The organism is Pseudomonas sp. 008, assembly GCF_016861935.1.
Classification (GTDB): domain Bacteria; phylum Pseudomonadota; class Gammaproteobacteria; order Pseudomonadales; family Pseudomonadaceae; genus Aquipseudomonas.
Genome location: NZ_BOMA01000017.1, coordinates 87734 through 101857 on the forward strand (window position 1 = coordinate 87734; position 14124 = coordinate 101857).

At 59.1% G+C, this 14124-nt stretch carries 16 protein-coding genes; 9 read left to right on the forward strand and 7 right to left on the reverse strand.

The features are described from left to right. Positions 1-132: 132 nt before the first annotated feature. The 6 genes from JUI81_RS27830 to JUI81_RS27855 all read right to left on the reverse strand — a co-directional run bounded on the left by JUI81_RS27830 (position 133) and on the right by JUI81_RS27855 (position 7241). Positions 133-1500: a DUF1329 domain-containing protein gene (locus JUI81_RS27830; RefSeq protein ID WP_019581143.1), complete on the reverse strand. Its 1368-nt coding sequence runs from the start codon at positions 1498-1500 to the stop codon at positions 133-135. A 23-nt stretch (positions 1501-1523) separates the two neighbouring features. Then, positions 1524-3317, reverse strand: coding sequence for a DUF1302 domain-containing protein (locus JUI81_RS27835; RefSeq protein WP_204125449.1), 1794 nt, complete (start codon positions 3315-3317; stop codon positions 1524-1526). Positions 3318-3905: 588 nt separating this feature from the next. Further along, complete coding sequence (locus tag JUI81_RS27840; protein ID WP_028940307.1) at positions 3906-4817, reverse strand: SDR family oxidoreductase; 912 nt, start codon at positions 4815-4817, stop codon at positions 3906-3908. A 110-nt stretch (positions 4818-4927) separates the two neighbouring features. Further along, positions 4928-5830, reverse strand: a complete 903-nt coding sequence (locus tag JUI81_RS27845) for an alpha/beta fold hydrolase (protein ID WP_204125450.1) — start codon at positions 5828-5830, stop codon at positions 4928-4930. Next, positions 5831-6613 carry a class II aldolase/adducin family protein gene (locus JUI81_RS27850; protein WP_204125451.1) on the reverse strand — a complete coding sequence of 261 codons (783 nt, stop codon included), beginning with the start codon at positions 6611-6613 and terminating at the stop codon, positions 5831-5833. A 172-nt stretch (positions 6614-6785) separates the two neighbouring features. Then, on the reverse strand, positions 6786-7241 hold the full coding sequence (locus JUI81_RS27855; RefSeq protein ID WP_019581148.1) for a flavodoxin: 456 nt from the start codon (positions 7239-7241) through the stop codon (positions 6786-6788). Positions 7242-7344: 103 nt separating this feature from the next. On the opposite strand from JUI81_RS27855, the gene JUI81_RS27860 reads away from it, so the two are divergent. Together JUI81_RS27860 and JUI81_RS27865 are read left to right on the forward strand one after the other, a co-directional pair. Next, on the forward strand, positions 7345-7821 hold the full coding sequence (locus tag JUI81_RS27860; protein WP_019581149.1) for a PAS domain-containing protein: 477 nt from the start codon (positions 7345-7347) through the stop codon (positions 7819-7821). Positions 7822-7875: 54 nt separating this feature from the next. Further along, the gene (locus JUI81_RS27865; protein WP_018927173.1) at positions 7876-8481 is read left to right on the forward strand and encodes a hypothetical protein; all 606 of its coding nucleotides are present in this window, start codon (positions 7876-7878) and stop codon (positions 8479-8481) included. Between the two features lie 3 nt (positions 8482-8484). On the opposite strand, the gene JUI81_RS27870 is transcribed toward JUI81_RS27865, so the two are convergent. Then, positions 8485-9444: a MerR family transcriptional regulator gene (locus JUI81_RS27870; RefSeq protein ID WP_239077739.1), complete on the reverse strand. Its 960-nt coding sequence runs from the start codon at positions 9442-9444 to the stop codon at positions 8485-8487. A 210-nt stretch (positions 9445-9654) separates the two neighbouring features. Here JUI81_RS27870 and JUI81_RS27875 point away from each other — a divergent pair, with 210 nt between their 5' ends. From JUI81_RS27875 to JUI81_RS27905, 7 genes are all read left to right on the forward strand, one after another. Next, entirely contained in the window at positions 9655-10224 is a 570-nt protein-coding gene (locus JUI81_RS27875; RefSeq protein ID WP_019581151.1) for an antibiotic biosynthesis monooxygenase, read from the forward strand. 72 nt (positions 10225-10296) lie between these two features. After that, entirely contained in the window at positions 10297-11007 is a 711-nt protein-coding gene (gene folM / locus JUI81_RS27880; RefSeq protein ID WP_204125453.1) for a dihydromonapterin reductase, read from the forward strand. 23 nt (positions 11008-11030) lie between these two features. Then, on the forward strand, positions 11031-11606 hold the full coding sequence (folE, locus tag JUI81_RS27885; RefSeq protein ID WP_204125454.1) for a GTP cyclohydrolase I FolE: 576 nt from the start codon (positions 11031-11033) through the stop codon (positions 11604-11606). A 2-nt stretch (positions 11607-11608) separates the two neighbouring features. Further along, positions 11609-11980 carry a dihydroneopterin triphosphate 2'-epimerase gene (gene folX / locus JUI81_RS27890; protein ID WP_007942179.1) on the forward strand — a complete coding sequence of 124 codons (372 nt, stop codon included), beginning with the start codon at positions 11609-11611 and terminating at the stop codon, positions 11978-11980. A gap of 68 nt (positions 11981-12048) precedes the next feature. Then, on the forward strand, positions 12049-12345 hold the full coding sequence (locus JUI81_RS27895; RefSeq protein WP_018927179.1) for a DUF1244 domain-containing protein: 297 nt from the start codon (positions 12049-12051) through the stop codon (positions 12343-12345). Next, the gene (locus JUI81_RS27900; RefSeq protein ID WP_018927180.1) at positions 12338-12676 is read left to right on the forward strand and encodes a HopJ type III effector protein; all 339 of its coding nucleotides are present in this window, start codon (positions 12338-12340) and stop codon (positions 12674-12676) included. Before JUI81_RS27895 ends, JUI81_RS27900 begins: the two co-directional genes overlap by 8 nt. A 171-nt stretch (positions 12677-12847) precedes the next feature. Continuing rightward, entirely contained in the window at positions 12848-14098 is a 1251-nt protein-coding gene (locus JUI81_RS27905) for an aspartate aminotransferase family protein (protein ID WP_204125455.1), read from the forward strand. Positions 14099-14124: the final 26 nt, after the last annotated feature.

Here is a 14124-nt window from a genome sequence, read left to right on the forward strand (position 1 = left end):
GCCTTTTTATAATTGTCCGACAACCCTAACCCTCTCCAACCCGCTTGTTGAGAGGTATTCAGCGCGCTGATTGGCGCCCATAAAAAAGGCGACCCACCGGTCGCCTTTTGTGATGCCAATGTATCAAAACCCTTACCGAACGCCCTCGGCGCGCAGAGCCGACGGTGTGTAGTCGGCAGCCTTGGCGTCAAAGCCAAATATAAAACTGTGCTTCTCTTCGTTCTTCATTCCCAGGGCAATGTATCGGCCAGCGATGATGTCGTAGAGCGCCTCGAGGGTATAGGCCGGAGTCTGGTGATCGTAGTAGTACTGGGCGTGACCTTCGGCCACTCGCCACAGTTGGCCGCGACCGTCGTAGTGGTCCACCAGCGCCACTTGCCAGCTGTCTTCGTCGAGGTACATGTGGCGTTTGGCGTAGATGTGCCGCTCACTCGGCTTGACCGTGCCGACCACTTCCCAGACCCGGTGCAACTCGTAGCGGGTCAGGTCCTGGTTGATGTGCCCGGCTTTCACCACGTCATCGTACTTGAGGCTCGGCGAATCTAGTTTGTAGCTGTTGTAGGGAATGTACATTTCCTTTTTGCCGATCAGTTTCCAGTCGTAGCGATCTGGCGCACCGGAGAACATGTCGAAGTTGTCCGAAGTCCGCAGGCCGTCAGCGGCGGTGCCCGGTCCGTCGTAGGCCACTTGCGGTGCACGACGCACACGACGTTGACCGGCGTTGTAGATCCACGCCAGTCGCGGCTCTTTCACCTGATCGAGGGTTTCGTGCACCAGCAATACGTTACCCGCCAACCGCGCCGGCGCGGTCACCGACTGTTTGAAGAAGGTCAGCACGTTGGCGGCTTTGTCCGGGTCCAGGTCCTTCATCAGTTGCGGTACGGCGATCTCTTCTTCGAAGCGAATCGGCGTGTAGCTGCCGTTGGTCTGCGGGGTCACCTGGGTGATGATCCGTCGCAGATTACCACCGTGGTAACGGGTGATGTGGTTCCACAGCACCTCGACGCCATTCTTCGGAATCGGGAACGCGTAGTAGCGATTGCCGGTGAAATTGGCCAGACCGTTACCGTCGTTGATGCTGGTCACGTTCAGCGCGCTGCGCTTGGCCGACTCGTAGATTTCCGGCGGCACGGCCACAGTACGATGGGTTGGGTAGACCGGAATCTTGTAGGTTTCCGGGTAGCGCTTGAACATCGCCACCTGACCGTCCGAAAGCTTGTCCTTGTACTTGTCGACCGTTGCGGCGGTGATGGTGAACAGCGGTTTTTCACTGGCGAACGGGTCAGCCAGGAAGCCTTTGCTGTCGACCGCGCCAGCGTTTTTCGGGATGCCACCGGTCCAGGCCGGGATCGAACCATCGGCGTTGCCGGCCTTCTCGGCGCCTAGCGGCGTGAGGGTGGTGCCGAGCTTACTGGCCTCTTCCGGCGAGACCGCAGCCATCACGTTGGCAGCCAACAGACTCAGTGCCAGGGCGCCGCATTGCAGAATCATCTTGCGCATTAACATCATCCTTCTCAGCCAGATCAGAAGTTCACGCCGAAGCTCAGCGCCAGGAAGTCGCGGTCGGTCAGGGTGTTGTAATTCCCGCCGAAAAAGTCGGTGTAACTCAAGCTTGCGGTATAGGTGTTGCGGTAGTCGGCATCGACACCGACGCTGACCGCTTTGGCGCCTTCGTTGAACAGCCCGTTGGGGCCGTAGCCGGCGACGTCATGGGACCAGGACAGGTTGGGTTTGAGGTTGATCCCGCCAATCACGTTGGCATAATCGAGGATCGCCCGGGCGCGATAGCCCCAGGAGGTCGAGGTGACGAAGCCGTCGGTATCGCCACCGAAACCGTACTGGCCGTAGACCGAATCACGGCCGTAACGCAGCTTGCTTCGCGGCTCCAGACCACCGACATGGACCATCGCCGCTTCACCGACCAGGGTCAGCCGTTGGGCGCCCAGCACTTGATCGAAGAAATGCGTCAGGGTGCTTTGCACCTGGGTCACTTCCTTGCGGCGGTAACCGGTATTGTCGGCGCCAGGCCGGGTCGCAACAGGCGATGCCGCGCCGCCGGCGATCGGGTTGAGCAACGCCAGGGTCAGGTCGTTGGTGTTGACCTGCACCGGAGCGTTAGGCCGGTAGCTGATTTCGCCGGTCCAGGCAGTGCCGGTGGGCAACGTGGTGGAGAAACTCGCACCGTACAGGCGAATGTCCTCCGGGTATTCGAGGTAGTACTGGCCGCGCCCGAGCATCACGCTTTGCGCCAGGCCCGAACCGCTGCCCGGGGCCAGACGGTTGGCAGCGCTGACCATGCCCGGCAGGCTGGCCAATGTGGACAGCCCGGCGGTGGTGGTGCCGACGGTCGGTGTGCGACTGTGGTAGTTCATGAAGTAGAGGCCATATTCGGTGTCGTCACCGAGCCAGCGCAAAGCCGCGCCCCACTGCCCCGAATCCCGTGCATCGCGGTCACCGCCACGGGGCACGATCACGCCCTCACGGGTGACCTGGATAGGTTGGCCAAAGGCTGCCGCCAGCGGTGCCAGCGGAGCAATCGCCGGGCTGCCGACGGTGTAGTTATTGTTGCAACCGTCCGCCACAACGTCGTTACCGAAGAAGGTGCCACAGTTGTCGAGAACCGTCTGATCCCACTCCAGTTGGTAGAAACCTTCCACCGTGAGTTGATCGGTCAAGCCCTGGGAAGCGAACAGCATGTTGACCGGAATCAGGCCTTCCTTGATCTCCGCGCCGGGACGTCGGAACGCCGAAACGTCGACCGGGTTGATGCTGTTGATCGAGTTGCCGATGAAAGTACTTTCACCCCAGCTGACCACCTGTTTACCGGCACGCACGGTGCCCGGCAGATCGGCGATGGAATAGTTGTGATAGACGAAGGCATCGAGAATCTGCGCGCCCGAAGACTTGGCGCCTTCCTTGCGACCGCTGTCGCTGATCTGCTTGAACTCGCGGTCTTCGTCTTTGAGCTCGAAGTCGTACCAGTACTTGCCACGGACGAACACGCCCGTGTCGCCGTACTTCAATTCGAGGTCGTGGATGCCCTTGAAGATCTTGGAGAAGGTTTCGCCTTTCTTGAAGTTCAGGCGTCCGTCATCACCGGTCGAGGATTGGCCGGTCCCGCCATTGACGGTACCCACCAGCGACTTGTCGGCATCGCGCATGCCCCAGCTCGCGCCGACGGACAACGAGGAATCGAACTGCCCCTCGATTTCGCCGATGTTGAATGAAACAGCCTGCGCCTGGGCACAGCAGCCCAAGGCCACCGCAGCGGCCAGCGCTTGCGGCTTGAAGATGGCGCGCATTGTTGTTTTTGTCATGCGTCTTCCCCGGTGAGTGACAGAAGACCCCACCCTACTGCCGCTCGCCGGGAGCGATAAGCGCACCAAGGAGGTATTCGCGATGTACCTCCAAAGGATGAAGGCCCGCATGAGGCGGGGTTTTGCGCGGGGTATGGATGGGCTGGATGGAGGGTTATCAGTGAAGTGCATGGGACATGATTGAAGTTGGATGTGTAACAGCTGGCGCAGCTAACGGCAGCTGTTACAAAAGGTCAGCCGAAGACTGTTGCCAAGACTGTAACAGTGCATGTCTGAAATCGCTATTTTTCCTTTGCGATCAATACCTTATTCTTGCCTGGCTTTCACGGAAAACGGCCCGAAAGCACAAAGCAATGGGGATGATAGACCACCCCCATTGGCGACAGAATCCAGATGATTTGAAGCGTATTTTTCGACTCATCGCCCTGTGTTCACTGACGTTGATTTGTAGCTCCTGGATCCACGTCTTACTTTGGCCGCTGCGTTTGCAGCGGCCTTTTTTATGGGCGAAAGGTTTTCAGGCAGGAAGCAATCGGGAGGAGATGACGGGGCTCAGGCAAGCCCCGCCAGATGTCGCGCAAATCAGCGTCAGAGGGAATGCTTCTGCAAGTTCTCCATCATTTCCTTCAGCGCCTCAATGTTGTCCTTCGGATGCGCCGCGCCTTCGAAATCGCAGATCTGCTGCCAATGCGCCGCCACATCCTCCGGCGAGAAGCCGACCCGCGGATCGAACCCGGCACCCAGGCTGCGCTCCCAGCGCACCTTGCCCATCCAGCCACCACCGACCTCGAACAGACCCGACGTTTCCTGGCAATGCTCGCTGGCCAGGTACACCACCAACGGGCTGACCAGTTCCGGTTTGAGTTGCTCGAATACTTGCGGCGGGATCAGGCCTTCGGTCATGCGGGTGCCACCCGTGGGGGCGATGGCGTTGACCAGGATGTTGTTCTTGCGGCCCTCGATGGCCAGTGTGCGGGTCAGGCCGTATAGGCCGAGCTTGGCCATGCCGTAGTTGGACTGGCCGAAGTTGCCATAGATGCCCGAGGTCGACGCGGTGAAGATCACGCGGCCATAGTTTTGCTCACGCATGTGTGGCCAGGCGGCGCGAGTGACCTTGTAGGCGCCTTCGACGTGAACGCGGTAAACCAGGTCCCAATCGCTGTCGTCCATTTTGTGAAAGGTCTTGTCCCGCAGGATGCCGGCGTTGTTCACCACGACATCGATACGACCGAACGTATCGAGGGCGTGCTGGACTATTTTGTCACCGTCGGTGACGGAGTCATGGTTTGCCTCGGCAATGCCGCCCGCTTCACGAATTTCCGCTACCACCCGATCGGCCGCCGATGCATTGGCGCCTTCACCCTGAGCCGAGCCGCCGAGATCATTGACCAGCACTTTGGCGCCCTGTTTGGCGAACAGCAATGCATGCGCTCGCCCCAAGCCGCCGCCCGCGCCGGTGACGATCACGACTTTATCTTCGAAGCGCACAGACTCATTCATGGGGAACTCCAGCAGGCCAGGGGACAATGGGAGCGAGTGTCAGGCACGGGGCTGCCGGTCACAATGAACACGGGGGCGGCTGAATGGTGCGCGATAAGGCAGCGGGATAGTCAGGAACACGCCAACTTGAGCGGCGGTGAAATCAACTGATCGCGAAATTCCAGATAGTGCTTGAGCACCTGCGCCGGCGCTTCGATCTGTGGGTAATGGCCGATCTCGGACAGCAGGACAGTGTCCGGGGCGGGAATCAGTTGCCGATAGCGCGCCACCATGTGCGCACCGGAAACCGGATCGACCTCACCATCGATAACGCGCAGCGGCACCTCGCCGCGCTGCATGGCGCTGACCCAACGCTCACGCTGGACCCGCCGCTGCGGGATATAACCGATCAATTTATGCATGATCCGCTGCCCGTGATTGCTATCGACCAGGCTCCAGAAATCATCCAGCTCACTTTCCGTGGGCCGGGTCTGCGGACCGAAAATCTGCTTGAAACTCTTCACCAGAGCGTCACGGGTAAAAGCTAGCCCGATCATCCAGCCCAAGGGGCTTAGCAGGAGTTTTTGCATTAACACCGGGCGATGGGTTTCGGGAAACAACCCGCCATTGAGGAACACGCAACTGGCGATATGAGCGTGTGCTTCGTAATGCCGGGCCAAGAGTTCCTGGGCCACGCTGTCGCCATAATCGTGTGCCAACACGTGAACGGGTTGCTCGACGTTCAAGTGCGCCAATAACGCTTGTTGCAGATCGGCCTGCTCCAGCAGGCTGTAGTTGTGGTTCACCGGTTTGGCCGAATCGCCGAAGCCAAGCATGTCGCAGGCAATCACCCGATAGCGCTGCGCCAGCGGCTGCCACAGGTAATGCCAGTCCCAACTGGCGGTCGGGAAACCATGGATCAACAACAGCGGTTCGCCCTGCCCCGCTGCCCAATAGCGGATGGTCTGACCGCGGAAGACGAACGTCTGGCCGCGTTTACGCCAGACACACAGAGGAATTTCGGCGAGTGCCATTTAGAGTTTATAACCCGGGTCTTGTTTATCGAGTTTGCGCAGCAGCGCCGGCCAGGCCAGCGCGCCACCCATCCCTTGAGCACTTTTGGTGACGCCGGCGATCATCGCCTTGGCGCCCGCCAGAATCTGCGGTTCGATGGCGATCAACTCCGCGCCACCGTTCTGCGCCAGCACCTGAATCTCGCAGGCGCGCTGAAAGGTAAACATCATCAGGAACGTGTCGGCTATGGTGCCGCCACAGGTCAGCAGACCGTGGTTGTGCAGCATCAGAAAATTGTTTTCACCCAGGTCGGCTTGCAGCCGCGCCTTCTCTTCATGGTTCAGTGCCACGCCTTCATAGGCGTGATAAGCCAGGCTGGACAGGACGAACAATGACTGCTGACTGATCGGCAAAATGCCCTGTTTCTGCGCCGATACCGCCACGCCCGCCGCCGTGTGGGTATGCAGTACACACACGACGTCATGCCGGACTTCATGCACCGCGCTGTGGATGGTGTAACCCGCCGGGTTGATCTCGTAGGGGCTGTCCATCAATTTGTTGCCGGCCTGATCGACCTTGACCAGGCTCGACGCGGTGATTTCATGGAACATCATCCCGAACGGGTTGATCAGGAAGTCTTCAGTGCCTGGCACCTTGGCTGAAATGTGCGTGAAGATCAGATCGTCCCAGCCGTGGAGGGCGACCAGGCGATAACAGGCCGCCAGGTCGACGCGGGCCTGCCATTCGGCGGCACTGACTTTATCCTGGAGACTGTGTGGCGACTGGATGGGGGTTACGCTCACGGCAAGGATCTCTTTTTATTGTTCTGGGTTCTTAATGTTCACTGACGTTACAGCAGTCTAGTCAGCCCCCGGAGATCGGCTAGTTGCATTGGCAGCCAGCTTGGTGGCCGAGCGAGTCAGTGCGCGGGGGAGCCTGGATCCATGTCAGAACACTGCCGCCAATAAAAGCCGGTCAGCCCCGCAGAGCGCTGACCAGATCCGCCAGCCAAGGCTCGGCGTCGGTTTCCGGCGTTACGGTTTCACTGGCGTCCAGACGCAACATCGGCAGCACTTCACGCACGCCCAGTTCGCCGAACAATTCACGCATTTGCTCACCGCCACCGCAGAACGTATCGCCGTAACTCGAGTCGCCCAACCCGATAACGGCACCCGGCAAGCCACGCCAGGCGGCGGGCAATTGATCGCGAATCGTCGAATACAACGGTTGCAGGTTGTCCGGCAACTCACCCATGCCGGTGGTCGAAGTCACCGCCAGAAATGCTTCCGGGCCAAAGGCCTGGACATCGGCAAGTGTCGCGCGCGGGTTGTGCCAGGTTTCAAAACCGGCGGCGTTCAATAGACTTGCGGCGTGGCGGGCGACTTCTTCAGCCGTGCCGTACACCGAGCCGGAAAGAATGGCGACTTTCATCAATCTGATCCTGAAGCTGAGTAAAAGGCCAAGATATTAACAGCACAGCCCTCATTGATCTTTTAGAATGCAGCGTACCCATCAATACGCAAAGGACTCTGCGATGATCAATGCCTCACTGCTGCAAATGGTGATCGAGGCGTCCAACGACGGCATCGTGATTGCCGAAAAGGAAGGCGAACAGGACAACATCCTGATTTACGTAAACCCGGCGTTCGAACGCCTGACGGGCTATACGAGCGAAGAAATCCTCTATCAGGATTGCCGTTTTTTGCAGGCAGGAGACCGGGATCAGCCCGCCCTCGCATTGATTCGCCAGGCGTTGGGCAATGGCGGTTCCTGCCGGGAAATTCTCAGGAATTACCGCAAGGACGGCACCCCGTTCTGGAACGAACTGTCGCTTTCCACGGTAAAAAACCCGCACGACGGACAAACCTATTTTGTCGGGGTGCAGAAAGACGTCACGGTTCAGGTCAAGGCACAGCAGCGAGTTGCACAGCTGGAAGCGCAATTGGCCGAGGTACAGGCAGAACTTGCTGATCTCAAGTCGACGAACGGATCAAACCAATCTGAGAATTAGTGGTCATTTACTACAATCACCGATGACTTTGTAATTATTTCTTTCGAGCAAATCATGCAGCGCGACGCACTCCTGACCCAGGATGAGCTGGACTTTATCCAGACCATGCAACACAACCCGCAACTCAATGTGCGGGATGCGACGTCGAGTTTGCTGGTCAACGGCGGCTCGCAGATCCGTGATTTGCTCACACGCCTGGCCGCCCATGAGCAAGTCACCATCCAGGCCACTTTCGAAAATCAGCAAATGACCTTCCCGCTGCACCTGGTGGAAGATGAGTTTCACGCAATGCATCTACGCCTCGGTGTCCCCAGCATTTATGAAGACGGGCCAATGATTCGGCCATGGCGCCTGGCGCTCGAAGAGCCAGTGGCGCTGGAAAATGCCAAGGGGCAACCCGGCACGATGTGGGTGCACGAAATATCGTTCAAAGGGGTTTTGCTGGAAGTTCGCAACAAGACCAAGGCGCCAAAGCACTTCGCGCTGTGGTTCAGCCCGTCAGGCTATGAGCGGATTGCGTTGCGCGGCACCCTGGAGCGTGAGACCGAGCAAGGTTTCTACGCCTACGAGTTGAGCCAGAGTGACAAGGACGAAACCGAGCGTCTGCGTCAGTACATCCTTCAGCAACATCGCCTGACCCATCCTGCTTTGCATATTTGAATCTCAGGTATCCAGGTTTCCCGCCAGGAACTGTTTCAGACGCTGGCGCATCACCCCCCCCTCGTTTCCAAGGCAACCGACCGACGACCCGGCCAGACTCTCTTGCGCCAGGTCGGACGCATCCCCGGCCAGAAACAGCTGACATTCCAGCCCCATGGCCAGACGGTTCAAACGTCGAGGCAGTTCGGCAGTCGGCGCGTGATTGGAAATCAACACCAGCGCCCTGGGCTTGATCTTCTCACAGACCAGGATCAACTCGTCGAAGGGCTGCCCGATCGCCAACAACTGAATAGCCGAATCGATGCTGCTCAGATAGAGCGCCGTGACCAACACTTCGAGTTCACGACATTGGTCGGCCAAGGCGCAGACAATCACTCGTCGCGGCTGCATGACACGCACCAGCAGCAAGCGTTGCAATACTCGAGAACGCAGAAAGCCATCCAGAAAAAGCCACTCGCTGGTCTGACCGAACGCATCATGGCGTTGCAGCAATTGCTTCCAGATCGGAATCAGGATGTCCTGGAACACAACCGTCAGCGGATAACTGGAAAAAATCTGACCGTAGATGTGTTCCAGCTGAGCTTCGTCAAAAACACTCACCGCCGCCTTGACCTGCTGCTGCCATTGGCCGTAGTCGGCTTGAACGAGCTCGTCGGGAATGATCCGCTCCAGCACCTGGAGCGGTTCGGTCTTGGCCAGTATCTTGCCAACCTTGCTGACCGCGACACCACGCTCGATCCAGCCAAGGATGCTGCGAACGCGCTCGATATCGATCATTGAATACAAACGGTGCCCGCTTTCGGTGCGGGTGGGCTGTATCAGCCCGTAGCGTCGCTCCCAGGCTCGAAGCGTAACCGGGTTGACCCCTGTCATGCGCGCGACCTCACGAATCGGGAACAGCTCTTCTCGAATCAGGGAGATACCAGAGGACAAGCCAGGCGTAACGTCGGTCAGCACAGGCATCTTTGGATTTACGTCCATGCAAAATATTGGATCCCATTCTAACTCTCCTGCCCCGGCAGTATTCAACACGCCGTTGATTTAATTAGCACTGACGTCCAAGACACAATCAGGAATAATCCTTGCTTGTCCCAAGACGCAGCCCACTACCCCGGCGCTGTGTCTGGCGAAGCTCTTATCCGGAGCGACGCGTTTGCCCTACGGAGATACACAATGTCTACTTCCCCCGTCACGCTGATGGTTGCGCGTCGCGTCGCCGATGGGCGTTATCAGGATCTGATGGCCTGGTTGCGCGAAGGCGAACAACTGGCCACCGACTTCCCCGGCTATCTCGGTTCTGGCGTGCTTGCTCCGCCGCCCGAGGATGACGAATTCCAGATTATTTTCCGCTTCGCCGACGAGCAAACCCTGCACGCCTGGGAGCATTCCGCCTCGCGTACCGCTTGGCTGGGACGCGGCAGCAATCTGTTCGCCCATCCTTCGGAGCATCGGGTCAGTGGCATCGATGGCTGGTTCGGTGCAGCAGGGCAACGCCCGCCACGCTGGAAGCAGGCCGTGGCGATCTGGCTGGCGTTCTTTCCGGTGTCCCTGCTGTTCAACTTTGTGCTGGGACCGTTATTGGCTGAAACGGGATTGCTGGCCCGGGTGTTCGTCAGCACCCTGTGCCTGACGCCGCTGATGGTCTATTTCTTCATTCCATTGTCGACCCATCTGTTGGCCGGCTGGCTGAACACCGCACCGCAACAACCGTTGCCCGCAACGCCTACTACCCAAAATCAGTAACGCTTGCAGGAGCGTAGGTGCACGACTCCCGTCGCTGGTATAGTTTTGCTCTAACCGCGACGCGAGCCGTTCATGACCTCTTCCGCAGCCCCCATCCTCATCACCGGTGCCGGCCAGCGTGTCGGCTTGCACTGCGCGCAGCGTTTGCTCGAAGACGGCCATCCGGTCATTTTCAGTTACCGCAGCGAACGCCCCGGCGTAAAAACCCTGCGCGATCTGGGAGCGACCGCGGTGTTCGCGGACTTTTCCAGCGAGGCCGGGATTCTCGCGTTCATCGGTGAACTGAAGAACCACACCGACAGCCTGCGGGCGATAGTCCACAACGCCTCCGAATGGCTGGCCGAAACCCCGGGCGCCGAAGTCGAAGCCTTCACCCGCATGTTCAGCGTGCACATGCTGGCGCCCTACCTGATCAACCTGCACTGTGCCGATTTACTCAGACGCTCAAGCCCCGCCGACATCGTGCACATCAGCGATGACGTGACCCGCAAGGGCAGCAGCAAGCACATCGGCTACTGCGCCAGCAAAGCCGGGCTCGACAGCATGACCCTGTCCTTTGCCGCCAAGTACGCGCCAGACATCAAGGTCAACGGTATCGCGCCAGCCCTGCTACTGTTCAATCCCGACGACGACGCGGCGTACCGCGCCAGGGTCCTGGCCAAATCCGCACTGGGCATCGAGCCCGGCAGCGAAGTGATCTACCAGAGCCTGCGCTATTTGCTCGACAACCCTTATGTCACCGGCACGACCCTGACCGTCAATGGCGGACGGCACGTCAAATAAGCCGCCCCCGCGAGGATGTCCCCATGACGTTATCCCTGCCCCACAACACCCTGTCCCAGAGCTATCGCAAGATCCTCATCGGCCTCGGTGAAAACCCCGACCGCGAAGGGCTGCAAGACACCCCGTTGCGCGCCGCCAAGGCGATGCAATACCTGTGTCATGGTTACGAACAGAGTGTCGAAGAGATCGTCAACGGCGCACTGTTCGCCTCCGACAACGATGAAATGATCATTGTCGACAACATCGAGTTGTACTCGCTGTGTGAACATCACATGTTGCCCTTCATCGGCAAGGCGCATGTGGCTTATATTCCAACGGGCAAGGTGCTCGGCCTGTCGAAGATTGCACGGCTTGTGGATATGTTCGCCCGCCGCCTGCAAATCCAGGAGAACCTCACCCGGCAAATCGCCGAGGCCGTGCAGCAAGTGACCGATGCCGCCGGTGTCGCGGTGGTCATCGAAGCCCAGCACATGTGCATGATGATGCGCGGCGTCGAGAAACAGAATTCGACCATGAACACCTCGGTGATGCTCGGCGCCTTCCGCGAGTCGAGCAACACCCGCCAGGAGTTCCTGCAATTGATTGGACGGAGCAAGTAGCAATGCCACAACTTCAACCAGGAATGGCACGCATCCGGGTCAAGGACCTGTGTTTGCGAACTTTCATCGGGATCAACGAGGACGAGATCCTCAACAAGCAGGATGTGCTGATCAACCTGACCATCCTGTATGCCGCCCAGGACGCCGTGCGTGACAACGACATCGATCACGCGCTGAACTACCGCACCATCACCAAGGCGATCATTGCCCACGTGGAAGGCAATCGCTTTGCCCTGCTCGAGCGCCTGACCCAGGAGCTGCTGGACCTGATCATGGCCAACGAGTCGGTGCTGTATGCCGAAGTCGAAGTCGACAAGCCCCACGCCTTGCGCTTCGCCGAGTCGGTGTCGATTACCCTGGCCGCAAGCCGCTGACCGCGTCTGGCGCATCGCTCGCCAGGCTTTTATCATCCGCGCCACGATTTGATTGCACAGAGCCCATCATGAACGATCAACAACGCCTGGAACTTGAAGCCGCCGCCTTTCGCCGGCTGGTTGCCCACCTGGACAGCCGCAAGGACGTGCAGAACATCGACCTGATGAACCTCTCGGGTTTCTGCCGCAACTGCCTGTCCAAGTGGTACAAGGCCGCCGCTGACGAACGCCAGATCGACGTCAGCCTCGATGAAGCCCGCGAAGTGGTTTACGGCATGCCGTACGCCGAGTGGAAAGCCCAATACCAGAAAGAAGCCAGCGCCGACCAACAAGCGGCGTTCGCCAAAGGAAAACCCAATGAGTGATTTGAACACCCTGCGCGCCAGCCTCAAGAGTGGCGAACACGTTTTCGCCGATACCCTGGCGTTCATTGCCGCCGGTTATGACTACCAGCCCCAGGCTTTCAACAACGGTGGCGTGGAAAACGCAGCCGGGCAGAACGAAGGCTCGTGCAAGACCCTGGGCCTGGCGCTGCTGGAAGGTCTGAGCGATGAAGAAGCGCTGTTGGCGTTTGGCGAGCATTATCGTTCGGTGGTGGCCACGCCCGAAGGCAGCGACCACGGCAATATCCGGGCGTTGATTGCCCATGGCTTGGCGGGTGTGAAGTTCGCTCAGCAGCCACTGACTCGTCGCTAAACCTGTGGCGAGGGAGCTTGCTCCCTCGCCACGGATTATGCGTCGCCATCGATCGGCATCAGGGCACATCCCGACTTTTAAGATTGACCCGGCAACTTTATTTCGTTTGCCGGGCACCTCTGCTCGCGGCTTAGATAAAAAGAAGTATCCCTTCTTCAGAGTCAGCCATCCATGCGCAGCGAAACCATCAGTCAGTCGATTTCCATTGTTCACCCCATCAGTCTCAGCCACGGCAAAAATGCCGAAGTCTGGGGCACCGATGGCAAGCGCTACATCGACTTTGTCGGGGGAATCGGCGTACTGAACCTCGGCCATTGCCATCCGCGCATCGTCGAGGCTATTCGCGAACAAGCCACCCGCCTGACTCACTACGCGTTCAACGCAGCGCCCCATATGCCTTACATCGACCTGATGGATCGCCTGGCTGCGTTTATTCCGGTGGATTACCCGGTCAGTGGCATGCTTACCAACAGCGGCGCGGAAGCGGCGGAAAACGCCCTGAAGATCGTCCGTGGCGCCACCGGCCGCACCGCGATCATTGCCTTTGACGGCGCCTTCCACGGCCGCACGCTGGCCACCCTCAACCTCAACGGCAAGGTCGCGCCTTACAAGCAGAAAGTCGGCGTGCTGCCGGGTCCGGTGTACCACCTGCCCTTCCCTAGCAAAGACAATGACGTGACCTGCGCCGAGGCACTGAAGGCGATGGATCGGCTGTTCAGCGTCGAGATCGACGTGAATGACGTGGCCTGTTTTATCGTCGAACCGGTGCAAGGCGAAGGCGGGTTTCTGGCGATGGATGTGGAATTCGCCCAGGCACTGCGGCGTTTCTGTGATGACAAAGGCATTTTGCTGATCGCCGATGAAATCCAGTCCGGCTTCGGCCGCACCGGCCAGCGGTTTGCGTTCTCGCGACTGGGCATTGAGCCGGACCTGATCCTGCTGGGCAAAAGCATTGCCGGCGGCGTGCCGCTGGGTGCGGTTGTCGGGCGCAAATCGCTAGTCGACAACTTGCCCAAGGGCGGATTGGGCGGCACCTACTCAGGCAATCCCATCGCCTGCGCCGCCGCGTTGGCGACCCTGGACGAAATGAGTGATGCACATCTGCACGCTTGGGGCTCGCAGCAGGAAGAAGCGATTGTCAGCCGCTACGAAGCCTGGCGGGCACGCGGACTGTCACCGTATCTAGGCCGTTTGACCGGCGTGGGTGCGATGCGCGGCATTGAGTTGATCAATGCCGACGGCACACCGGCTTCGGCGCAACTGACACAGTTGCTGGCCCTGGCGCGAGAGTCGGGCTTGCTGCTGATGCCCAGCGGCAAGTCGCGCCACATCATTCGGCTGCTCGCGCCATTGACCACTGAGGCCGCCGTGCTGGAGGAAGGGCTGGATATTTTTGAGGCGTGCCTGGCGAAATTGTCCTGAGGCAAAATCGTCTGCCCACAAAAAAA